The 22,571-nt window shown below is 68.0% G+C and carries 23 protein-coding genes; 4 read left to right on the top strand and 19 right to left on the bottom strand.

What is annotated here, in order from left to right; all coding sequences use genetic code 11:
• Positions 1-66 precede the first annotated feature (66 nt).
• Complete coding sequence (locus I6H87_RS20085; RefSeq protein ID WP_231881476.1) at positions 67-645, top strand: DNA-binding response regulator; 579 nt, start codon at positions 67-69, stop codon at positions 643-645.
• A gap of 271 nt (positions 646-916) precedes the next feature.
• Here the strand turns inward: I6H87_RS20085 and flgL are convergent, their stop codons facing one another.
• The 11 genes from flgL to flgB form a co-directional block, all read right to left on the bottom strand.
• Positions 917-2,146: a flagellar hook-associated protein FlgL gene (gene flgL, locus I6H87_RS20080; RefSeq protein WP_011616451.1), complete on the bottom strand. Its 1,230-nt coding sequence runs from the start codon at positions 2,144-2,146 to the stop codon at positions 917-919.
• A gap of 46 nt (positions 2,147-2,192) precedes the next feature.
• Positions 2,193-4,112, bottom strand: coding sequence for a flagellar hook-associated protein FlgK (gene flgK / locus I6H87_RS20075; RefSeq protein WP_011616450.1), 1,920 nt, complete (start codon positions 4,110-4,112; stop codon positions 2,193-2,195).
• Between the two features lie 136 nt (positions 4,113-4,248).
• On the bottom strand, positions 4,249-5,292 hold the full coding sequence (gene flgJ, locus I6H87_RS20070; protein WP_011616449.1) for a flagellar assembly peptidoglycan hydrolase FlgJ: 1,044 nt from the start codon (positions 5,290-5,292) through the stop codon (positions 4,249-4,251).
• Positions 5,293-5,294: 2 nt separating this feature from the next.
• Positions 5,295-6,464 carry a flagellar basal body P-ring protein FlgI gene (locus I6H87_RS20065; protein WP_011616448.1) on the bottom strand — a complete coding sequence of 390 codons (1,170 nt, stop codon included), beginning with the start codon at positions 6,462-6,464 and terminating at the stop codon, positions 5,295-5,297.
• A complete protein-coding gene (gene flgH, locus I6H87_RS20060) occupies positions 6,448-7,146 on the bottom strand; it encodes a flagellar basal body L-ring protein FlgH (RefSeq protein ID WP_010812662.1) in 699 nt (232 codons plus the stop codon). Before flgH ends, I6H87_RS20065 begins: the two co-directional genes overlap by 17 nt.
• An 11-nt stretch (positions 7,147-7,157) precedes the next feature.
• Positions 7,158-7,943, bottom strand: a complete 786-nt coding sequence (gene flgG / locus I6H87_RS20055; RefSeq protein ID WP_010812663.1) for a flagellar basal-body rod protein FlgG — start codon at positions 7,941-7,943, stop codon at positions 7,158-7,160.
• A 54-nt stretch (positions 7,944-7,997) separates the two neighbouring features.
• The gene (gene flgF, locus I6H87_RS20050) at positions 7,998-8,741 is read right to left on the bottom strand and encodes a flagellar basal-body rod protein FlgF (protein WP_011616446.1); all 744 of its coding nucleotides are present in this window, start codon (positions 8,739-8,741) and stop codon (positions 7,998-8,000) included.
• A 26-nt stretch (positions 8,742-8,767) separates the two neighbouring features.
• Positions 8,768-9,994, bottom strand: a complete 1,227-nt coding sequence (gene flgE / locus I6H87_RS20045) for a flagellar hook protein FlgE (RefSeq protein ID WP_010812665.1) — start codon at positions 9,992-9,994, stop codon at positions 8,768-8,770.
• Positions 9,995-10,059: 65 nt separating this feature from the next.
• The gene (flgD, locus tag I6H87_RS20040) at positions 10,060-10,725 is read right to left on the bottom strand and encodes a flagellar hook assembly protein FlgD (RefSeq protein ID WP_010812666.1); all 666 of its coding nucleotides are present in this window, start codon (positions 10,723-10,725) and stop codon (positions 10,060-10,062) included.
• Positions 10,726-10,780: 55 nt separating this feature from the next.
• Positions 10,781-11,188 carry a flagellar basal body rod protein FlgC gene (gene flgC / locus I6H87_RS20035; protein ID WP_010812667.1) on the bottom strand — a complete coding sequence of 136 codons (408 nt, stop codon included), beginning with the start codon at positions 11,186-11,188 and terminating at the stop codon, positions 10,781-10,783.
• A 24-nt stretch (positions 11,189-11,212) separates the two neighbouring features.
• A complete protein-coding gene (flgB, locus tag I6H87_RS20030) occupies positions 11,213-11,620 on the bottom strand; it encodes a flagellar basal body rod protein FlgB (protein WP_010812668.1) in 408 nt (135 codons plus the stop codon).
• 245 nt (positions 11,621-11,865) lie between these two features.
• On the opposite strand from flgB, the gene flgA reads away from it, so the two are divergent.
• The 3 genes from flgA to I6H87_RS20015 all read left to right on the top strand — a co-directional run bounded on the left by flgA (position 11,866) and on the right by I6H87_RS20015 (position 13,594).
• Positions 11,866-12,657, top strand: coding sequence for a flagellar basal body P-ring formation chaperone FlgA (gene flgA, locus I6H87_RS20025; RefSeq protein WP_011616445.1), 792 nt, complete (start codon positions 11,866-11,868; stop codon positions 12,655-12,657).
• Positions 12,658-12,818: 161 nt separating this feature from the next.
• Positions 12,819-13,127 carry a flagellar biosynthesis anti-sigma factor FlgM gene (flgM, locus tag I6H87_RS20020; RefSeq protein WP_010812670.1) on the top strand — a complete coding sequence of 103 codons (309 nt, stop codon included), beginning with the start codon at positions 12,819-12,821 and terminating at the stop codon, positions 13,125-13,127.
• A 5-nt stretch (positions 13,128-13,132) separates the two neighbouring features.
• A complete protein-coding gene (locus tag I6H87_RS20015; protein ID WP_010812671.1) occupies positions 13,133-13,594 on the top strand; it encodes a flagellar protein FlgN in 462 nt (153 codons plus the stop codon).
• A gap of 68 nt (positions 13,595-13,662) precedes the next feature.
• Here the strand turns inward: I6H87_RS20015 and I6H87_RS20010 are convergent, their stop codons facing one another.
• The 8 genes from I6H87_RS20010 to I6H87_RS19975 form a co-directional block, all read right to left on the bottom strand.
• Positions 13,663-14,100: a flagellar protein FlhE gene (locus tag I6H87_RS20010; protein ID WP_010812672.1), complete on the bottom strand. Its 438-nt coding sequence runs from the start codon at positions 14,098-14,100 to the stop codon at positions 13,663-13,665.
• Complete coding sequence (locus I6H87_RS20005) at positions 14,100-14,816, bottom strand: RNA polymerase sigma factor FliA (protein WP_010812673.1); 717 nt, start codon at positions 14,814-14,816, stop codon at positions 14,100-14,102. Before I6H87_RS20005 ends, I6H87_RS20010 begins: the two co-directional genes overlap by 1 nt.
• Positions 14,817-14,913: 97 nt before the next feature.
• A complete protein-coding gene (locus I6H87_RS20000; RefSeq protein WP_011616444.1) occupies positions 14,914-15,708 on the bottom strand; it encodes a MinD/ParA family ATP-binding protein in 795 nt (264 codons plus the stop codon).
• 11 nt (positions 15,709-15,719) lie between these two features.
• Positions 15,720-18,050: a flagellar biosynthesis GTPase FlhF gene (gene flhF / locus I6H87_RS19995; RefSeq protein ID WP_062804657.1), complete on the bottom strand. Its 2,331-nt coding sequence runs from the start codon at positions 18,048-18,050 to the stop codon at positions 15,720-15,722.
• Between the two features lie 10 nt (positions 18,051-18,060).
• Entirely contained in the window at positions 18,061-20,142 is a 2,082-nt protein-coding gene (gene flhA, locus I6H87_RS19990) for a flagellar biosynthesis protein FlhA (protein WP_011616442.1), read from the bottom strand.
• Positions 20,139-21,281 (bottom strand): flagellar biosynthesis protein FlhB, encoded by a 1,143-nt coding sequence (gene flhB, locus I6H87_RS19985; RefSeq protein ID WP_011616441.1) that lies wholly within the window; start codon positions 21,279-21,281, stop codon positions 20,139-20,141. The genes flhA and flhB overlap by 4 nt, the downstream gene beginning before the upstream one ends.
• Positions 21,282-21,517: 236 nt before the next feature.
• Positions 21,518-22,177: a DUF799 domain-containing protein gene (locus I6H87_RS19980; RefSeq protein WP_011616440.1), complete on the bottom strand. Its 660-nt coding sequence runs from the start codon at positions 22,175-22,177 to the stop codon at positions 21,518-21,520.
• On the bottom strand, positions 22,174-22,548 hold the full coding sequence (locus tag I6H87_RS19975; RefSeq protein WP_011616439.1) for a DUF4810 domain-containing protein: 375 nt from the start codon (positions 22,546-22,548) through the stop codon (positions 22,174-22,176). Before I6H87_RS19975 ends, I6H87_RS19980 begins: the two co-directional genes overlap by 4 nt.
• Positions 22,549-22,571: the final 23 nt, after the last annotated feature.

Here is a 22,571-nt window from a genome sequence, read left to right as displayed (position 1 = left end):
GTCAACCTCCCGGAAACCCGCAGCGGGCCTGGCTCCCGCGCCTGTGCGCAATTGCACGAGGCGGCCTTGCCAGAGTTGGCATTGCCCTTGCTGGTACTGGTGCAGGGCGCTGGCCACGAAGCCAACGCCGGCAAACCGGAGGAAACAAGGATGAGCTGGACGAACCGTGGAGCGGCCGCCTGGGAACAAGTCCTGGGGCGCAACCGCGAGGCACATGCCGTGGTGATCGACGACATGCCGGTGTACCGGCACGGAGTCATGCGCCTGCTCGGAGAAATGCCGGGCATTGGCCGGGTCGAACTCGTGGAAACGGACGCCCTGGCGGCACGCAATGCGCGCCTGCCGGCTCCGGCATTGCTTGTGTTCGGCATGCCGCCGGATCTTGCCGACGGCTGGCACCTGCTGCGCCTGGCCAGCCTGGCGCTGAAGCCAAGGCGCCTGCTGCTGGTCTCGGACAATATGTGGCTGCGTCTGCCACCAGGCCTCGACAGCCGCTTTGCCCGCTCCCTGTCCAGGTCCGCTTCGCTCGCGACGGTAGAACGGGACGTGCGCGCGCTGCTGGACCTTCCACCTTCTGCGGAAGCCCCGCTCGGGCAAGACGCCGGGTCCGTAGCCTTCCAGCGCCCGTTTCACGTGCTCGCGTAAGCCGTTCACGCTGGCACCGGAGCGGGCAAGGCGCTTGGCAAGAGCCGGCGATCTTGCGCTTCGGAAAAATAGAAAGGTCCCCCGGGTTACGTGGGGCCAGGCGGAAGTGCAGGCCGAGGACGGTGCCATCTCCTGATGGCTCCTGCGTGTCCGCCTTCGTGCACGTCGCTAAATGGAGCTGCTACCCGCGGATGCAAAACTTCTTTCGGGGTTTTGCGGGACTTTGTTCCGGCTAGACAAGAACACACCTGAGGCCGCCGCCCCACCCACCTTACAAATACTTAAACAAATTCATCCCCTGAATCTGCATAAACGACTGCTGCGCCCCCTGCAGCGCCGTCTGCCGCTGGTAATACTCGGTGATCGCCTTCGCGTAATCCAGATCCTGCAGTCCCGACAGCGTCTGCGAGTACGTCAGGTCACGGTTGGACCCCACATCATCCAACGCATCGAGCTCGTTCATGCGCGAACCCACCGATGCCCGCACGGTCAGCACGTTGTCGAGCGAGTTGGAGAACTGGCGCGTGGCGGTGGAGATGACGTTGCCAAGATGCGCCCGATCACTGCTGTCGGGGGTGGGCTGGCGCAGCGTGTCGATCACGGTCTGCAGATTGGCGAACATGTCGGTGCCGGCCTCGCTGGCGGGAGCCATGGTCATGGTGTCGCCGTCCTTGGGATCGCCGGTCACGTTGAAGCTGACGCCGGCGACGTCGATATGGGCTGGCGACGTGTAGGCGATGGGGCCCTTCACGACCGGTGCGGGGGTCGTGCCTGCCGACAGGTCGGTGATGGTGTATTCCATCTGGCCGCTGGCATTGGCCGCGAACGTGACCTGCATCGAGAGCCCATAGTCGGGATCGCTCGGGTTCGTGGTCGACACCGTGCCGAACGTGGCGCTGCCGGTGTTGTTGGCATTGCCCTTGACGACATAGCCGGCGCCGCCGGTCACGCTCATGAACACTTCGCGCCCGGTGTTGCCGGCGGGCATCTGGCGCGCCACATCGACCTGCAGCAGTTGCTGGCCGTTGTCGCCGATGTAGGCGCCCGGACCTTTGCTCTGCGTGAACGGCGCGCTGCCGGAGCGGGTGCCGCCAAACAGGTACTGGCCGTTGCCGTCGTCGGAGTTGGCCAGGCCCACCAGCTGGTTGTACAGGCCTTCCAGCGCCGTGGCCAGCGAGCCGCGGTCGGCATCGCTCATGGTGCCGTTGCCGGCCTGCACCAGCAGCGTCTGGATGTTCTGCGTGACCGTGGTCACGGACTGCAGCGCGTTTTCTTCCGCGGCCAGCGCGATATTGGCCTGCTTGCGCGAGGTTGCGTACTGGCCGTTGACGGCCTGTGCCTGGCTCACGCCCAGCGCGCGGGTGGCGCCGACGGGGTCGTCGGACGGCGTCAGGATGCTGCGGCCGGTGCCTAGCTGCTGCTGGATATGCAGCAGCGAGCCCTGCTGGTAGTTCATCGAAGCCAGGCCTTGCTGGTACAGGGTGGAGCTTGCAACGCGCATATTGGTTACCTCTTCTGACTCTGCTGACGCTTGTGGGTGCCGCAGCTTACCTGCCGATGCCGATGATGGTGTCGAACAGCGTGCCGGCCGTCTGGATCACCCGGGCGTTGGCCTGGTACAGCTGCTGGAAGCGCAGCATCGACACGGTCTCCTCGTCCATGTTGACGCCGGACACCGATTGCTGCGCGGTCTTGATCTGGGTGGTGATGCTGTCCTGCGAGGCCGAGGCGATCTTGACCGACTTGGCGCGCGTGCCGACGTCGTTGACCAGCTGGGCATAGCCCTCGCTGAAGCTGGACACACCGCCGATGGTCTTGGCGTTCTGCAGCTTGGCCAGCGCCAGCATGTTGCCGTTGTCCTTGACCGCGCCGGCGTTGCTGCTCAGCGTGAAGGTGTCGCCCGTCGCGGGCGTGCCGCCGAAGCTGAAGGTCAGGCCGTTGAGGGTGTAGTCGGTATTGCTGCCGTTGGACACGGGCGCCGGCTGGGTCGCGAGCGGTCCGTTGGCATCGCTGAAGACATAGGTGGTTCCGTCGAACCTGGCGGTGATCGTGCCAGCCAGCAGCGAATAGCCGGGCGCGACCTTGCCCAGGCTGACCGTGCCGTTGCCCTTGTTCGACGCCGCCGCGTCGGCGCGAGCCGGCGATGCCGCGGCGATCCTGGCCGGGTCGCTGATCGCCATGTCGAAGCCGGTGGCGGCATTGCGCGTGGGCTGGATCGTGAACGAATCGTTGGTGCCCATCGCCGCATTGATCTCGACGGTGAAACCGTCGGCGCTGAACTGCAGCGGGTAGCTGGCGCCGCCGGCGGGCACCGGCGTGACCACCTGCTGGTTGTCGGAGAGACGCGTCAGCGTGTAGTTGGTACCGTCGAACTGCAGCTTGTAGTCGCTGGTGGTCAGGGCCGAGGCATTGTCGATCCTGGTCGTTGCCACCGTGGTCTTCACGGTGTTGTTGGCGTTGGGGATCGAGGTGGCGCTACCCAGTTCAAACATGTCGGTGCCAATCGCGCCGTTCAGGTCGATGCCCAGCTTGTGCTGCGCATTGAAGCTCTGGCCGATTGCCAGCGACAGCCGGCCGATGGCGTTCTGCGCCGCGTCCAGGGATTCGGTGCGGAACTGCAGCAGGCCGCCCAGCGAACCGCCGGTGATCGCGCCCGGCTCGCTCTCGAACACGTTGCCGTTGGGCAGGGTGTAGGCCACCACGGTGCGGTTGGGATCGGCCGCCGAGGCTACCGCCTTCAGCTCGTACGCGTCATTGCCCATCACCAGCGGCTGGCCGTTGCCGACGAAGACGTTGTAGGTGCCGCTGTCCTGCACCACCACCTTGGCGCCGACCAGCCTGGTCAGCTCGGCCACGGCCTGGTCACGCTGGTCCAGCAGATCGTTGGGCGGCTGGCCGCCGGAGGCAGCCTTCAGGCGGGTGATTTCCTGGTTCAGGTTGGCAATCTGCCTGGTGTACGCGTTGACCTGCGTGACGGCGGTGCCGACCTGCTCATTGACGCCCGATTGCAGCTGCTTGAAGTAGTTGCTGGCCGAGCGCACCTGCCCCACCAGCGCCTGCCCCGCCGACAGCATGCCCTGGCGCGCTGCCGGATCGGCCGGGGTGTCAGCCACTGCCTGCACCGCCGCGAAGAACTTCTGCATCAGCGGCGCCAGGCCGCCCTTCTGGTCGGCGAGCAGGTTGTCGATCTGGGCGATCTGGTCCGAGTACGCCGCCAGCGATGCGCTGGCCGAGGTGGCGCCGCGCAGCTGGCCGGTCAGGAACTCGTCATAGACGCGGATCACCGTGGTGGTGTTGGAGCCGAAGCCATAGAAACCCTGGCTGGTGTACTGGCCGCCGGCCGAGGCCACGATGGTATTCTGGCGCGAATAGCCTTCGGTCGCCGAATTGGCAAAATTGTGGCCGGTCGTCGTCAGCGCGTTCTGCGCGGTGTTCAGGCCGGAAAGACCAATACTGAAGAGAGACATTGTGCTCTGACCCCGGATTGATGGGACTACCGCGGCGAGGGCCGGCGGTGGTGGATGTGGAAGTTATCGGCTGGGTGGGGGCGGGACTTTAGGTGTGGAAGTGATCTTCGCCAGATCCGCTGGCTTCCCCCTGCCCTCAGGCTGCGACCTTCTTCATGATCTTCACCAGCTTGTGCCCGTACGCCGGATCGGTGGCATAGCCCGCGCGCTGCAAGCCATGCGCCGCCTCTTCAGCCGACGCCGCGCTGACCACGCCCGCGTAGCGCGGGTTGTTCGTCAGCAGGCGGGCATAGTCGGCACAGGCCTCGTCATACGAGCCATAGGCGCGAAACTTCGCCCGCACCTTCTGCGGCTGCCCGTCGACATATTCCGTGGTGGTGATCTCGGCCACACGCCCCTTCCAGCTGGCCCCGGCCTTGATGCCGAAGACGTTGAAGGTGGTGGAGCCGTCGGCGTGCGTGATCTCGCGCTGGCCCCAGCCGGATTCCAGCGCGGCCTGGCCTACGATCAGCCGCGCCGGCACGCCGCTGGCGCGCGCGGCGGCTTCCGCGGGCCCGGCCATGCGGGCGACAAAGGCGCTGACGTGGGACGGCGCGTCGTCCGGCAACCGTCCCAGCCTGTCCTCGCCCTGGCCACGGTCCGCGTACCACTGCGGCTGGTACTGGCGCAGGCCGGCAGTGGGATTCCAGTTCTGCCCCGGCACGATGGTGCCGATCGCCGGCAGGTCGGCCTGCTCGCCGGCGTCGGCCGGGATCGCCCCGGCGCCGCGGCTGTCGAGCAATCTTGCCATCTCGGCATCGGCCGCCTTGCCTGACTCGGCCGGGCTCATGGCGCTCATGCCGGCCGGCATCGGCGTGCCCGTGGCGCGCGCCAGCTGCCGCACCATCACATCGGCCAGGCCGATCCCGCGCGACGACATCTGCTGCGCAAGCTGCTGGTCCATCATCGACATATAGAGCTTGCTCTGCTCGTTGTCGAAGAGGCCGTCCTGCGGGGTGGCATCGCGCATGCTCTTGAGCACCATCTGCGTGAACACCGCCTCGAACTGCCTGGCGACGGCTTGCAGCGTATTGGCGTCGGCGCCGCCGCGCGCGCTGTGCTTGAGCGCCTCGAAGCCCTGCGTGTCCAGCGCAAAGCGCTGCGTCAGCTCCGCCGCCTGCGGGGGTCGTGCCGTGTTCATGGTCAGATCACTTCCAGCTCGGCGCGCAGCGCCCCGGCCGCGCGCATGGCTTCCAGGATGGTCTGCAGGTCGGCCGGGGTTGCGCCCAGCGCGTTCAGCCCCTTGACCACGGCGGCCAGCGAGGCGCCCGCCTTGACGATCTGCAGCGAGCCGCCCTGCTGCCTCATGTCGATCTGCGACACCGGCGCCACCACCGTCCGCCCTTCGCTAAATGGCGCGGGCTGGCTGATCACCGGTTGCGTGTTGATCACCACCGACAGGTTGCCGTGCGCCACCGCGCAGTCTTCCACGGTCACGGCCTGGTTCATCACGATGGAACCGGTGCGGGCGTTCAGGATCACCTTGGCCGCGGCCTTGGCCGGGGTCACGTCGATGTTCTCGATGCGGGCCAGGAAGCCCACGCGCGCGGCCGCCGAGGCCGGCGCACGCACCTGCACCACGCGCCCGTCCAGCGCCGCGGCAACGCCGCCGCCCATGGAGCGGTTGATGGCTTCCACCACGCGCTCGGCGGTGCCGAAATCGGTGTCCTTCAGTTCCAGGTTGAGCACGCCGCCATCCGGCTGGAACGGCGCCACCGCGCGCTCAACGATCGCGCCATTGGCGATGCGCCCCACCGCCAGCTGGTTGACCTGCACCTTGCTGCCGTTGGCCGACGCGCCCGCGCCGCCCACCAGCATATTGCCCTGGGCGATGGCATAGACCTGGCCGTCGGCGCCCTTGAGCGGGGTCATCAGCAGCGTGCCGCCGCGCAGGCTCTTGGCATTGCCCATCGACGACACCACGATGTCCAGCTGGCTGCCGGGTTGCGCGAACGCAGGCAGCGAGGCGGTCACCATCACCGCCGCCACGTTCTTGAGCTGCATGTTCTTGCCGGCCGGCAGCGTGATCCCCAGCTGCGAGAGCATGTTGGTCAGGCTCTGCGTGGTGAACGGCGTCTGCATGGTCTGGTCGCCGGTGTTGTCCAGGCCGACCACCAGGCCGTAGCCCACCAGCGGGTTCTCGCGCACGCCCTGGAACGTGGCCAGGTTCTTCAGACGCTCGGCCTTGGCGACGCTGGCAAAGGCGCCAAAGGCCACGCCCAGCGCCAGGCTGATCACGCTCAGGCGCAGCAGGCGGGACAGGAAACGGGCGAGCATCGGAGCAGACATGGCGCGGTCAGAACGGTGAAACATTGAGGAAGAAGCGCTGCAGCCAGCCCATGTTCTGCGCTTCGTCGATCACACCCTTGGCGGTGTATTCGATGCGCGCATCGGCGACCTGCGTCGACAGCACGGCGTTGTCGCCGGTGATCGTGCGCGGATTGACCACGCCGGAGAAGCGGATGAACTCGGCGCCCTGGTTGATGGCCATCTGCTTTTCGCCGGAGACCACCAGGTTGCCGTTGGTGAGCACCTCCAGCACGGTCACGGTGATGGTGCCGTTGAAGGTATTGGCCGCGCTGGCGCCGCCGCTGGCCTTCATGGTGTTGGCGCCGTTGATGCTGGCGTTGCTGCTGCTGTTGAACAGGCCGCTGAGCGCGCGCGGCACGGCATCGAACGCCAGCGCGGTGTTGCCGGTGCGGCTGGTATTGGTGCCGGAATTCTTGCTGGCGTTGACGTTCTCGGTTATCAGGATCGTCAGGATGTCGCCCACATTGCGCGGACGCCGGTCCTCGAACAGCGGGTTGCCGGCGTAGGACGACTGGTAGATCGAGCCCGAAGCCGGCCCCATCGGCCGCGGCTCTGCGCGCGCGGTGGTGGGCAGTTGCACCAGCGGCTCGCGCGGCATCAGCGCGCAGCCGCCGCTGGCCAGCATTGCCACGCCGGCCAGGCAAACCAGCGCATGCGCGCCCAGGCGGGAAAGCAAGGTGGCCATGTTCACACCAGTCAACCCAGTTGCGACAGGCGCTGCAGCATCTGGTCGGATGCCTGCACGGCCTTGCTGTTGATCTCATACGCGCGCTGGGTCTGGATCATGCTGACCAGCTCTTCCACCACGTTCACGTTGGACGCTTCCACGTAGTTCTGCTGCACCACGCCAGCGCCGTTCAGGCCCGGCACGGTGGTGTTGGGCGCGCCCGAGGCATCGGTCTGCACGTACAGGTTCTCGCCCATGCTTTCCAGGCCGGCCGGGTTCATGAAGGTGGCCAGCTGCAGCTGCCCCACCTGCACGTTGGCGCTGGAGCCGGGCTGCGTCACCGACACGGTGCCATCGCGCGCAATGGTCATCGACAGCGTATTGGCCGGGATGGTGATGGCGGGCTGGATCACGAAGCCGCTGGAGGTCACCAGCTGGCCGTTCTGGTCCACCTGGAACGAGCCGTCGCGGGTGTAGGCGGTGGTGCCGTCGGGCAGCGCGACCTGGAAGAAGCCCTGGCCCAGGATGGCCACGTCCTTGGCATTGCCAGTCTGCTGCGGGTTGCCCTGGGTGTGGATGCGCTCGGTGGCCACGGGGCGCACGCCGGTGCCCAGCTGCATGCCCGACGGCAGCGTGGTCTGGTCCGACGACAGCGCGCCGGGCTGGCGGATGGTCTGGTACATCAGTTCCTCGAACACCGCGCGGCCGCGCTTGAAGCCGTTGGTCGACACGTTGGCCAGGTTGTTCGAGATCACGTCCATCTGCGTCTGCTGCGCATCAAGGCCGGTCTTGGCAATCCAGAGAGAGCGGATCATGGTGGTCCTTGCGTTGGTGCTGGCACGGTGCGCCGTGCCGGTCAGTCATTCAGGTCAGTTGGTCGAGAGCAGCTGGTTGGCGCGCTGCTCGTTGCCGTCGGCGCCCTGGATCATCTTCATCTGCATCTCGAAGCGGCGGGCATTGGCGATCATCTCGACCATGGCTTCGGTCGGGTTGACGTTGCTGCCTTCCAGCGCGCCCGAGATCACGCGCACGGTGGGATCGGCCTCCAGCGGCTGCGCGCCGGGACGCAGGCGGAACAGGCCGTCATCGCCGCGCGCGATGGCGTCGTTGGGCGGGTTGACCACGCGCAGCCGGCCCACCTGCGCCAGGCCGGCAGAGGCTTCGCCGGGGCCGCGCGCGGTGATGGTGCCGTCGGTGCCGATGGTCACCTGCGAGCCCGGCGGCACCGCCAGCGGACCGCCATCGCCCATCACCGGCAGGCCGGAGATGGTCTGCACCTGGCCGTCCTGCGCCACCTGCAGCGCGCCGGCGCGGGTGTAGGCCTCAGTGCCGTCCGGTGCCTGCACCACCAGCCAGCCATTGCCTTGCAGCGCCACATCCAGCGTGCGGCCGGTGTAGGTCAGCGGGCCGGCGCGCATGTCGGCGCCGGGGGTCGAGGCCACCGTAAACGCGCGCGTGCCCGCCTCCGGCCCGACCACCGGCACCGCGCGGTACAGGTTGACCTGCGCGCGGAAGGCCGGCGTGGAGACGTTGGCGAGGTTGTTCGATACCGCCGCTTGCTGGTCGAGTATCTGCTTGGCGCCCGACAGGGCGGTGTAGATCATGCGGTCCATGGCGGCGGCTCAGCTCAGCGTAGCGGTCACAGGTTGACCAGGGTCTGCATGACCGTGTCCTGCGCCTTGATGGTCTGCGCATTGGCCTGGTAGTTGCGCTGCGCAACGATCAGGTTGACCAGCTGGCCGGACAGGTCCACGTTGGAAGCTTCCACCGCATTGGAGCGCAGCGTGCCCATGCTGCCGCCGGCCACGCCGACCAGCGCCTGGCCGGAGGCGCCGGTGGCCGACCACACGTTGTCGCCCTCCGGCTTCAGGCCTTCGACGTTGCCGAATGCGGCCATCACGATCTGGCCGAGCGGCTTGGTCTGCTCGTTGGAATAGTTGCCGGTGATGGTGCCGTCGCCATTGACCGAGAAGCCCAGCAGGCTGCCCGAGGTGTAGCCGTTCTGGCTGAGCTGCTTGACGTCGTTGTCGGCGCCGAACTGGGTGGTGCCGGTCAGGTCCAGCTTCATCGCCATAGCCTGCGCGCCATTGGCGGCCGGCTGGCTCAGGGTGATGGCGCCGGCCGCCGGCGATTGCAGTGCGCCGGCGTTGTCGAACGCGAGTGTGACCGGTGCGCCGCCGACGGCATTGCCGTTGACGTCGGTCACATACATGCGCCAGTCGGTGCCACCGGCGACGGTCGGGGCGCCCGCCGACTTGGCGAAGTACGCCATCAGCTGCTGCTTGTTGCCCAGCGAGTCATAGACGTTGATCGCCGTGCTGTAGTTGAACATATTGCTGGTCGGCGGCGAGCCGGCCGCGCTGGCGAAGGCCTGCGTCGGCACGGTGGCGCGCGAGTCAAGCTGGAACTTGGCGGTGATGTTGCTGGTAGCGCGGGGCTCCATCTGCGCGTTGCTGATCACCAGCGGCTGCGGCTGCACGCCCGCGCCGCCGGCCACGCCCGCCGGATAGCCGGTCACCTGCAGGCCCTGCATATTGGTGATGCGGCCGTCTTCCTGGCGCTGGAACTGGCCGTTGCGCGAGTAGTAGACCGCGCCTTCCGGGCTGGTCAGGCGGAAGAAGCCGTTGCCGTTGGTGATAGCCACATCCAGCGAGCGCCCTGAGGCTTCGATATTGCCCTGGTTGAACGACTGCACCACCGAGTTCACGCGCACGCCCAGGCCGATCTTGGTGCCTGCGTAGACATCGGCAAACTGCGCTGCCGATTGCTTGTAGCCAACCGTGTTGGCGTTGGCGATGTTGTTGCCAATCACGTCCAGATTGGACGCGGCGGCGTTCAGGCCGCTTACCCCTTGACCGAAACCCATGATTGCTTCCTTTTTGCTTGGTCGTTGAAGCCGGCCGGCGCCTGTGCGCTGCCGGCACCTGCGTTTCAGAGAATGCGGCGTACGTCGTCGACGTTCGCGGTCTGTCCGTCGCCCAGGTCCACCAGCACGCCGCTGGCGTCGCCGCTGATGCTCTGGACCTTGCCGTAGACCAGCGCCACCGGCTGCACCGAGGTGCCGTTGGCGGTGGCGGTCACCTTGAAGGTGTAGTCGCCGTCGGCCACGGCCGCGCCGGCGTTGTTCTTGCCGTCCCATGCGACGTTGTGCACGCCCGCGGTCTGCCCCTTCATGTCGATGGTGCGCACCACGTTGCCGTCCTTGTCGAGCACGTCGACGGTGACCGCATCCGCGGTCGACGGCAGGTCCAGGCCAAACTTGCCCGGCACGCCGCCTGCCACCGACACCTGCTTGCCCGGCACCATCACGGTATGGCCGATCAGCGCCGCGGAGTCCATGGCGCGGCTGGCGCTGACCTGCGACAGCAACTGCGACAGCGTCGCGTTCATGGTCTGCATGCCGCTGACCGTGCTGATCTGCGCCAGCTGCGAGGTCAGCTGCGCGTTGTCCATCGGGTTAAGCGGGTCCTGGTTGTTCATCTGCGTGACGAGCATGGTCAGGAAGTTGTTCTGCAGCTCGGACGCGCTGGCGCTGCCGCTCTTGAGGGCGTCGTTGATGCCCTGGGTGTTGCTGCCTACCGCGGAGGTGGTTGTCATGTCGGTTCGTTGTGTGCGTGCTGGTGGAGGCGTTGCCGATACAGGCCGAGGCTTGTCACTGGCCGATCGTCAGCGTCTTGAGCATCATGTTCTTGGCGGTATTGAGCACTTCCACGTTGGCCTGGTAGGAGCGCGAGGCCGAGATCATGTTGACCATCTCCTCCACCGGGTTGACGTTGGGCATCACCACGTAGCCCTGGGCATTGGCCATGGGGTGCGTGGGGTTGTGCACCATGCGCGGCGGCGACGGGTCTTCCGACACGCCTCGCACCTGCACGCCGCCGATGTCCGTCTGCCCCGGCGTGGGCGCCATGCCGAACACGACCTGCTTGGCGCGATAGGCCTGGCCGTCGGGGCTGACCACGCTGTCGGCGTTGGCCAGGTTGGAAGCGGTCACGTTCATGCGCTGCGACTGCGCGGCCATGGCCGAGCCCGCGACGTCGAAGATGTTCATTGCCGGCATGCGCTCTCTCCCTTACTGCTCGATCTATTGCTGGATGGCGGCCAGCATGGTCTTGATCTTTGAATTCATCACCGTCAGGCCGGACTCGAAGTGCACGGCGTTGTCGGCGAAGGCCACGCGCTCGGCATCCATTTCCACGGTGTTGCCGTCGACGCTGGACTGCAGCGGGATGCGGTAAGCCAGGTCGAATTCCTCGCGCCCCGGGGCCTGCGCGGGCAGATGGCGCACCGAGGTGGTGGACAGCGACATGCCCTCATTGCGATGGCCGCGTTCGACGCTTTGGGCCAGCGTGCTGGAGAAATCAAAATCGCGCGCCTTGTAGCCGGGCGTGTCCGCGTGCGCGATGTTGGAGGCAATCACCGACTGCCGCTGGTTGCGCAGGCTCAGCGCTTCCTGCTGGAAACGTAGTGCCGCGTCGAGTCTGTCAATCATCTGGCATCTCCCTGCTCACGTGAACGGAGCGAACGACCTTCTTCAGGGTTGCCATCTTAGGCGGCGACCTGTCACGCCAATCGGATGAATAAGGACGGGAAATCCATGCATTTCGGCCCGCCCTCGCGCGAGGGGCTGCCTACAATGGGACCCCGATGACAGATGTAAACGGGGCGCGCGGCCAGTCACGGGGCGGTGCGCCAGGCATGCCGTGCATGCCGTGCCGATCTTGCCGGGAAGTCCAGATGAAACAGAATCGCCGCAACGCCCGCAGCCTGGCGCAAGCCCTGCTGGCGGCCTGCCTGCTTGGGCCCGCCGCCGCCGGTGCCGCGCCGGCGCAGGTCATGCCCGTCGCCATGCAGGCGGCGGCCGCGCACGGCCAGCAGCAGGCTGCCTATGCTGCCAACCCCGCTGCCAGCCCCTTTGCCGAAGACCCCGCGCGCGTTGCCGTGGAACGCTTCCTGCTGCAGCAGACCGCCGGCCTGCCGGGCAAGGTCAGCGTGCAGGTGGCGCCGCCTTCGGGTGGGCGCGCGCCGGATTGCCTTGCGCCCGACCCGTTCCTGCCCGCCGGCACGTCGCCTTGGGGCCGCGTCTCCGTCGGCGTGCGCTGCGGCGGCGAGCGGCCGTGGGTGCGCTACATGCAGGCGCGCGTGTCGGTGCTGACCGATTACTACGTCGCCGCGCGCGCGCTGGGCCCGGGCGAGCCGGTCGGCCAGGCCGATATCGAAGTCCGCCAGGGCGACCTGGGCACGCTGCCGCGCGCGGTGATCACCGACCCGGCGCAGCTTGCCGGCGCGGTCACCGCCAACCGTATTGCCGCCGGCTCGCCGATACGGTCTGACCTGCTGCGCAAGGCCATCGCCGTGCGCCAGGGCCAGACCGTCACCGTGGCCGTGGAAGGCGATGCCTTCCAGATCACCAGCGAAGGCAAGGTGCTGGCCGATGCCGCCACTGGCAACACCGTGCAGGTGCGCCTGCGCAGCGGCCAGGTGGTCAACGGGCTGGTGCGCAGCGGCGACACCGTGGTGCTGCAGTAGCCCGCCGAAAGTGCCTTGATCGTGGCCAAAAGACTGCAAACCCGTGGCGGGCGGCATGCGAAAATGCCGCCGACATCGCTGCGCGGCGAAATCGGGGCGAGCGCCCTAAAGAATTCGCCGGCGCTACCGTAATGCCATAGGAAACCAGCAAGGAACGCCCCGTGAAGATCAACCACACCGCCTCGTCCCGGCCCGCCGACGCCCCCGCGGACGCTGCCGCCGCCCGGCCCCAGGCCGCGCCGGCCAGCGCCGCGGCGCCGTCCGCCGGCCTGAGCGTCAGCCCGCTGGCCGCCCAGGTGCGCGACATCAGCGCCCGCCTGACGCAGCCCACGGACGACGATATCGACACCGCCAAGGTCGAAGAGATCCGCCAGGCCATCGCCGAGGGCCGGATCAGGATCGACCCGGGCAAGATTGCCGACGGCCTGCTCGCGACCCTGCGCGAGCTTGGCCAGGCCGAACCCCGCTAGCCCAAATGAACCAGAGCCTGATCCAGTCCCTGCAGCGCGAAACCGAAGGCATCCAGGCCTTCGGCCAACTCCTCGCCGAAGAGCGCGACGCCCTCAAGCGGGGCGACTTCCAGTCCCTGAGCGGACTGCTGACGCGCAAGGTTGAACTGGGCCAGGCCCTGTCCCGCCAGCTCAAGGCCCGCGAAGCCCAGATGGGCGCGCTTGGCCTGCGCGCCGGCCCCGAAGGCCAGCTGCTCGGCCGCCAGGTCGACCCGGCCGTGGCCGACGCCTGGCGCCAGCTGATCTTCGCCGCGCGCACCGCGCGCGACGGCAACGCCCTGAACGGCGCCGTCGTCAATGCCCACCTCGATTTCACCCGCGAAGCCATTCAGGCGCTGCGCCAGCATAGTGGCGGGGATGCGGGGTTGTATGGGAAGGATGGGAAGGCGGCGGCCGGGGCTGGTGGGGTGAGTCTGGCGGCGGGTTGAGGCGATCGCCAGATGTTCCGTTCTTTCGTCACTTATTCAGAAGTGACGAAAGAACGGAACATTCACTCCTACCTAAACCCCACCACCACCTCATTGCTGCGCCCCTGCAGCACCGGCACCAGGCTGCCCTGCCCCGGCACCCGGAACGCAAACACAAAGCCCTTGGTGGCATCATCCCCGAAGAACGCATCGGTCTTGCCTTCCGCCTGCGGCAGCAGCACGCAGCGCTGGGCATTGCAGAGATAGGCTTGCAGTTCCAGCGGTGGGGTCTTGGCGAAGCTGTAGCGCCAGCGCACCGACGTGATGACCCCTTCTGACTGCGGCAAGACGCCGGTGGGCAGGATCGGCGGCGACACCGCGCGCTGTCCGCGGCCGTGGAGTGCCGGCCCGTTGACCGATCCGGTCCAGGCGTGGCGGGTGCCGCCCTCGATGGCGGCCCAGGCGCAGGCCGATGCGGCAGCCAGCAGCCAGCAAGCGCCGCGCGCGGCGCGGCCCAGCGCCTGCATCACAGCAAGCCGCGCAGCTGGTTGCGCAGCCGCGTGATCGCCTGGCCGCGGATCTGGCACACGCGCGACTCGGTCACATCGAGCACCGCGCCGATCTCGCGCAGGTTCAGCTCCTGGTCATAGCACAGCGACAGCACCAGCTTCTCGCGCTCCGGCAGCCGGTCGATGGCGCGGATCAGCGCCTCGCGCATGCCGCTTTCCATCAGCACGGTCAGCGGGTTGCCGTCATCGCTGCCGCCAAGGTGCCGGTCCAGGAAGTCTTCTTCGCCGGAGCGCTCGAAATCCTCGTAGTGCAGCAGCTGGCAGCCATAGACCTCATTGAGCAGCAGCTGGTATTCGTCCAGCGCCATCTCCATGGCCTCGGCCACTTCGGAGTCGAGCGGCGCGCGCCCGAGCTTCTGCTCCAGCCCGCGCTGCGTGCGCTCGATGCGCCGGGTGAACTGGCGCAGGCTGCGCGACTGCCAGTCGTTGGCGCGCACCTCGTCAAGCATGGCGCCGCGGATGCGCTGGCTGGCGTAGGTCTCGAAGCGCGCGCCGTGGGTGTCTTCATAACGCTTGGCGGCATCCAGCAGGCCGATCATGCCGGCCTGGATCAGGTCGTCGATCTGCACGCTGGCAGGCAGCCTGGCGGCCAGTTGCAGGGCGATGCGGCGCACCAGCTGTGCATGCGCCTTGACCACATCGGCCTGTTCGAGCTTTCCCTGGATCGTGTACATGGTGCAATTCTCGTGAATGCTGGATTGCTGGACCGCCGCAACGTGCGGCGGGGGCTGGCTCAGGGTCTGGTTCGGTTGGATGGCATGGCTGGCAGGCTCAGGCCATGGCGGGTGCGGGAGCAGGGGTGGACGTGTCCGCGCGCAGCGGCCAGGCACCGATGCTGCCGGCGGTGCGGCGCAGCGCGGTGGTGGCCGGCGCCGCCGGAAACGCCTCGACCACGCAGCGCCCCAGTTGCACGCCGCGCGCCACCAGCGGGTCGGATGGCAGCCAGCCCGCGCACAACGCCTCAACGCCCAGGTACTGGCTGGCCGTGCGCGCGAGGTTGCGCAGGATCGCCTGCACCGTAGCCTCGCTCGCCGCCATGTTGACGATCAGGTGGAACTGGCGCCAGGCATACAGGTGGTGCAGGCGCTTGATACACGCGTAGGCGGCGGTGATCGACGCCAGTTCAGGCCGCATCACGATCAGCACGTTGTGCGCGCCGCCCGCGAGCGGCGACAGCGCGCCGTCGGCATCGACGCCGGCATCCACCAGCACGCTGCGAAAGCCGCTCGCGGCAGCAGCCGGCAAGGCGCAGCCCGGCACAGGCCGGCCAGCCGGCAGCACCGACAGCACGCCACCGGGACCGGTGCCTGCAGCAGCTTCCAGCGACAGGCGGCCTGCGCTGACATCGGCCAGGGTGCCGGCGGGCCTGGCGCCGGACAGCCGCGTGGCGCACGCCGCGGCGGCGTCTTCGTCGACCAGCAGCACGCGTTCGCCCTGCATGGCCAGCGCGTGCGACAAGCCCAGCGCCACGGTGGTGGCGCCGGCACCGCGTTCGCTGGCGACCACGGCGATACGGCGCGTCGTGCGCGGCGCCAGCATCCGGCGCAGGCTCTCGGCCTGGTCCATGGCGAGGGCGCTCACTGCAACACCTCCATCGCTTCAGCGGGCACGGCGGTGCCGCGGCCCGGATAGTTTTCCAGCACGTCGAGCAATGCCAGCATGCGGCCCATGCCTTCATTGAGCACCGTGCCCGGCACCGGCACGCCCTGGCGCACCGTGCGGCCAGCCAGGCGCGCGAGGAAGGCGGGCGCGGCCGCGGTCGGCGCGTGTTCCAGGCGCAGCACCGCCAGGCCCAACTGCAGTGCGGCCAGCGCGGCGCCGGCGGCGTGGCCGCTTTCGGCGTCCTGGGCGAAGTGGTCGATGGCGTGGCGCAGCGTGCGCAGGCGCGCATCGGCTGCGTCGGTCCACAAGGCCCAGCGCGCCACCTGCGCGGCATCTTGCGCCAGCGCCGGGTCGCACAGCAGGTAACGGGTATCCAGCAGTTCGCCGGTGGCGCGGTCGGCCAGGCGGGCCACCACCAGGCAGGCATCGATGCCGCCTTCGGGCGTGCCCTTGCCGCGCACCGGGCTGTCCGGCACGCGCACTTCGGCGCTGGCCAGCCAGCGCACGGCTTCACGCTCGCGCACGGTGTCCTCGCCCACGGCGTGGAAGGTCAGCGTGTCGGCCAGCGCATCGAGCTTCCAGGCGGCGCCGGCGCTGACCACGCGCGCGGTCTTGCGCGCGCTGGCCACCCAGCGCTCGCCGGCCTGCTGCCAGCGTGCCAGCGTGGCGGCGGTCGGTACGGCATCGATCAGGTTGACCACCTTGCGCGCGGCGCTCATGGCGGCGCGCAGGCTGGCGGCATCGGACTCGGCCTCGCCCAACGGCTGGCCGGCACGGCCGGTCGGGGTCACGGTGGCGGCCAGCGGCATGCCGTCGCGGTCGGCGAGCCACAGCGTGTGCTGCATCGGCTGCGGCGTGCGGCGGCCGGGCACGGCCACTTGCAGCGTGGCGGCGCTGGCCAGCACGTACTGCTCGCACTGGCGGGTCACGTCGCGGCAGACCGCTTCGCGCACCTGCTGCGACATCGCGCGCAGGGCCGGGGCGCCGGCGCTGCGCTGTTGCCACAGCGAGCGCGCCAGGTCCAGACCCAGGCCCGCGCCATTGAGTTCCGCCACGCACTGGCTCAGCGCGTCGGCGCTGTCGGTCAGCGAGCGCAGCACCTCGTCGGCACCGCCACGCGCGGGGGCCTCGTCATCGGTGCCGGCGCTGCGCCGGCGTGCGGCGTCCGCATCGGCAAATACCGAACCGCGGCGCGGCGTCAGGAAGGCGCGCTCCACCAGCGCGGTGCTGTTGGCCAGCTCAAGGTGCTCGGGCACGCGCTGGCCGGTGGAGGCGTAGAACACCGGCAGGCGGTGGCGGATCACCACGTCCAGCACCGAGCCCAGGTGGGTGGCCTCATCCAGCTTGCTGATGATGCAGCCGTCGATGCCGCCCCCATCCGGCGCGGCGTCATGACGGTAGGCATGCACCACTTCATTGAGGGTATCGCCGTGGCTGGCGCCGTTGAGCAGCAGCACGCGCTGCACCGGCGCCGGCACGCCGGCCAGCATCGCGATCTGTTCCGACAGGCTGCGGTCGCGCTGGCTCATGCCGACGGTGTCGATGATCACCAGGTGCTTGTCCTTCATCGCCGCCAGCGCGAAGCGCAGGTCGGCGGCATCCTTTACCGCATGCACCGGCACGCCCAGGATGTCGCCGTAGATGCGCAGCTGTTCGTGCGCGCCGATACGGAAGCTGTCGGTGGTCAGCAGCGCCAGCTTGTCGGCGCCGTGGCGCAGCACGAAGCGCGCCGCCAGCTTGGCCGTGGTGGTGGTCTTGCCTACGCCGGTGGGGCCAACCAGCGCCAGCACGCCGCCTTGCGCGAACAGGCTGTCCTCATCGCCCAGCACCGGCAGCTTGCTGGCCAGTTCGGTGCGGATCCAGCCCATGGCCGCGGGGCGGTCGTAGCCCAGCGGCAGCCGCGCCAGCAGCGTGCGCGCCAGCTGCCCGGAGAAGCCGGCGCCGACCATCCATTCAAACAGGGATTCGCGCAGCGGGTCGCTGGCGGCCACGCCGTGCGCTGCCGCGCTTGGAACCGCGCTTTGGGCAGGGCTGATCCCGGCCAGCTGGCGCTCCAGCATTGCGCGCATCGATTGCAGCTCACCGCGCAGGTCGCCGATGGCGGTGGGCTCGGCCACCGGCGCGGGCGGCACGTAGACCTGCGCCGTGGCCTGCACGCTGCCCAGATCCGCATCGCGCATGGCGACGATCTCCACGCCGCCCTCGACGGTGCGGTTGGACAGCACCACGGCGTCCGGGCCCATGGCTTCGCGCACCTGGCGCATGGCTTCGCGGCCGTTGGCCGCGACAAACTTGGCTACGCTCATCTATGACTCCTCACGCGCCGATCATGGCGGTGATGCGGATATTGCGGTTGTCCGGCACCTCGGCATGCGACAGCACCCTCAGCTGCGGCATGGTGCGCCGCAGGAAGCGCGCCATCAGCGGGCGCAGCTGCGACGGCACCAGCAGCACCGGGTCCATGCCCAGCTGCTCCTGGCGCGTGACCGCGCCCTGGGTCTGCTGCAGCAACGCATCGGCCAGGCCCGGCTCGATCCCGCCGCCATTGGTCAGCGCCTGCGACAGCACGCGCTCCAGGCCGGCATCGAGGCCGATCACCTGCAGGTCGGCGTTGTTCGGGAACAGCTGCTGCGTGATCGCGCGGCCCAGCGCCACGCGCACCATCGCGGTCAGCTCGTTCGGGTCGCTGATCTTGGGCGCATGCTCGGCCACCACATCCAGGATGGTGCGCATGTCGCGGATGGGAACGCCTTCGTCCAGCAGGTTCTGCAGGATCTTCTGCAGCGCGGTCAGCGAAATGGCCTTCGGCACCAGGTCTTCGGTCAGCTTGGGCGAGTCCTTGGCGATGCGGTCCAGCAGCGCCTGCACTTCCTGGCGGCCTAGCAGCTCGGCGGCGTGCATGTGGATCAGGTGGTTCAGGTGCGTGGCCACCACGGTGCTGGCATCGACCACGGTATAGCCGTAGGACTGCGCCTGCTCCTTGATGCCCGCGTCGATCCATACCGCCGGCAGGCCGAAGGCAGGATCGCGCGTGGCCGCGCCAGGCAGCGTGCCGCTGACCTGCCCGGGGTTGATCGCCATCCACTGGCCCGGCATGGCTTCGCCGCGGCCGATCTCCACGCCCTTGAGCGTGATGCGGTAGGCGTTGGGCTTGAGCTCCAGGTTGTCGCGGATATGCACCACCGGCACCAGGAAACCGATCTCCTGCGCCACCTTCTTGCGGATGCTCTTGATGCGGCCCAGCAGCTCGCCGTCCTGCGCGCGGTCCACCAGCGTGATCAGGCGGTAGCCCACTTCCATGCCGAGCGGGTCGACCAGCGTGACGTCGTCCCAGCTCGCTTCAGTGGATTCCTGCGCCACCGCCGGGGTGCGCTCCTCGCGCTGCTTGACCTGCTCCTGCGTGGCGGCGCGGCGCGACATATAACGGCCCATCCACACCAGCGCGCCCGCCAGCAGCAGGAAGGCAAAATGCGGCATGCCCGGGATGATGCCCATCAGGCCGATGATGCCCGCGGTCAGGTACAGCACGCGCGGGTTGGCAAAGAGCTGGCCGGTGAGCTGCTCGCCCACGTCCTGCTCGTTCGACACGCGCGACACGATCACGCCGGCGGCGGTGGAGATCACCAGCGCCGGGATCTGCGCCACCAGGCCGTCGCCGATGGTCAGCAGCGTGTAGTTGTGCACGGCGGTGCCGAAGTCCAGGTCGTGCTGCACCATGCCCACCACCATGCCGGCGGCAACGTTGATGAACATGATCAGCAGGCCCGCCACGGCATCGCCGCGCACGAACTTGCTGGCGCCGTCCATCGCGCCGTAGAAGTCGGATTCCTGCGCCACTTCGGCGCGGCGCTTCTTGGCGGCGGCCTCGTCGATCAGGCCGGCGTTCAGGTCGGCATCGATCGACATCTGCTTGCCGGGCATCGAATCCAGCATGAAGCGCGCGCCGACTTCGGCGATACGCCCCGCACCCTTGGTGATCACCATGAAGTTGATCACCACCAGGATCGCGAACACCACGATGCCGACCGCGAAGTTGCCCCCTACCAGGAAGTGGCCGAAGGCCTCCACCACCTTGCCCGCGGCGTCCGGGCCGGTATGGCCTTCGAGCAGCACCACGCGCGTGGAGGCCACGTTCAGCGACAGGCGCAGCAGCGTGGTGAACAGCAGCACCGCCGGGAAGGCGGCAAAGTCCAGCGGCTTCTGCGTGTACATGCTGACCAGCAGCACCATGATCGCCAGCGCGATATTGAAGGTGAACAGCAGGTCCAGCACGAAGGCCGGCAGCGGCAGGATCATCATCCCCAGGATCATGATGATCAGCAGCGGCCCGGTCATGGCCTTGAGCTGGCCGGCGGAGCGCAGGCCGGGCAGGTTGAACAGGTTGCTCAGAGCGTTCATTCGCGCATTTCCGGTACGGCGAGTTCATCGGGCACCGGCAGGTCCGCGGGTGCCTGCGGCTGCGGGCCCTGCGAGTAATGCCAGTGCTTCAGTTGATAGACCCAGGCCAGCACTTCGGCCACGGCGGTATACAGTCCGGCGGGGATTTCCTGGCCCAGCTCCACGTGGCGGTGCAGCGCACGCGCCAGCGGCGGGGCCGACATCAGCGGCACGCGGTGCTCTGCAGCCAGCTCGCGGATGCGGGCGGCAATATCGCCGGTGCCCTTGGCCACCACGCGCGGCGCGCCCATGCGCCCCTCCTCATAGCGCAGCGCCACGGCAAAGTGGGTGGGGTTGGTCACCACCACGTCGGCCTTGGGCACCTCGGTCATCATGCGGCGGCGCGCCATGGCGCGCTGCTGCTGGCGGATGCGGCCCTTGATATGCGGGTCGCCCTCGCTTTCCTTGAATTCCTGCTTGACCTCTTCCTTGGTCATGCGCAGCTTCTTGAAGAACTCCCAGTACTGCCACGGCACGTCGATGGCCGCCACCACCAGCAGCGACAGCGACACCACCAGGCAGCAATACATGACCAGGTCGACCATGTGCAGCAGCGCTTCCTGCACCGGCGCATTCATCAGCGCGATGGCCTCGGGCAGGCGCCGCCACAGCACCCAGGCGCCCACGCTGCCCACCAGCAGCGACTTGGCCACGGCCTTGAGCAGCTCCACCAGCGAATGCGCGGAGAACATCCGGCCCAGCCCCGCCAGCGGCGACAGGCGCGAGAACTGCGGCGCGAAGGACTTGCCCGAGAACACCCAGCCCCCCAGCAGCAACGGCGCCGCCAGCGCCGCAACGCCGAACAGGAACAGCAGCGGCAGGAAGGCCAGCAGGCTGTCCCACACCATCATGGCAAAGCGCGACAGCATGCGCGAGGTATCGAACGCCGTTGCCGGCTCGAAGCGCAGCGCCCCCTGCATCACCTGGTTCAGGCTGCGGCCCAGATGGCCGCCCAGCGTCCACAGGCCGGTCACGCCGGCGATCAGCATGACGAACGTGGCGAGCTCGCGCGAACGCACTACCTGCCCCTCCTCGCGCGCCTTTTCCAGGCGCCGGGGTGAGGCGGGTTCGGTTTTCTCGAGGTCGCTTTCTTCGGACATCCATGCTCCGTGCGAAGCGGCAGGCCGCTATTCGTCAGCAGGGATTATCGAAGCGGGACAGCCTTCCCATTCATGGGAAAAGGCGGGGGAATTGGGTGTTGTTTGGGAAATCGGGGGCCTGGTAGCGTTAACGGCGCCTGAGGGGCAGGACTTTAGGGGGGACGGAGGGCGGGCATCGGGGGATGCCCGCGCGAACTACGGCAGGCCGGCCCTCTCACAAACCAGGGCCATAATAGTCAGTCCGTGCCGTACTTCGGCGACCGCGGCCCATACAGGATTCCGCCAGGCGTACCCGCCGAGAGCAGTTGCTGGCTAGTCCTGCCGGCCACCCCATAGGCGGCATCCGACACGCTGCTGATTGCGTGTGCAATGGCCGTGCCGATCAGCGCGCCGATCAACCCACCGCCAGCGTTACCCGACTGATTGTTGGCAGCCGACGCCTGTCCGGTCCAGAGCGTCTTGCCCGTCCTCAGGTCCAGGAGCTTTGCTTCGGCGGCGACAACGGTGGTGCTGCTGACGACCTGGTACTTCGGACCATAGTCGGTCACGGTGATGTACAGCGCGGTGTCCGCGCCGAAGATTTCGCGCAGCTTCGCGGGTGCCACCGCGTGGATGTCGCCCGGTATCGTCAGGCCGTTCTGGCGAAAGGTCTCGTCAACCAGCGCGACCGGCAGCACGTAGTAGCCGGATTCGGCCAGCGGCTGCGTGGCCTGCGACAGCAGGGCGTAAGTGGCCTTCACGTCCGGCGAGTTGTTCAGCGGCGGCAGCACCACGATCGAGCGGGGGTGGCTTTCCTTGAAGGCGGCGTAATCCACGTTCTTCGTCGGCGCGGCACAGCCGGCTGCCAGCGTGGCGACGCCCAGCAGCATCAGGACGCGATGGAACAGCTTGCTCATTTCTTCTCTCCCTTGCTTTTGACGTTCTTCAGCAGGAAGTCCACATAGGCTCCCGACTCGGGAAACAGCGCCTTCTCGGTCTGGAATTCGCGGACCATTTCGTCATCCTTGCCGATATCGGCATACAGCATGCCGAGGTGCGCGTGGTAGCCGGGCGGCGGGGTATTGCCGGCCGCCATGATTTTCTGCAAGTCGCGCTCCAGCACCTCGATCTGGGCTTGCTTCGGTTCACCCTTGAAGTACTGGTAGACCTGCGGCTGGTAGCCTTCCCACTGATACAGGGGCTTGGCGGGAGCCGCGCAGCCCGCCAGCAATGCGCTTGCGACCAGGGCAGGCACCGCCAGGCGCTGCGGCCGGAACAATGTCTTCACGATTTCTCCTTGGCTGTTTTTTT

Source organism: Cupriavidus necator (assembly GCF_016127575.1).
Lineage (GTDB): Bacteria > Pseudomonadota > Gammaproteobacteria > Burkholderiales > Burkholderiaceae > Cupriavidus > Cupriavidus necator_D.
Note: the sequence above shows the minus strand (reverse complement) of the source record. Positions and strands in the feature narration are given on the sequence as shown.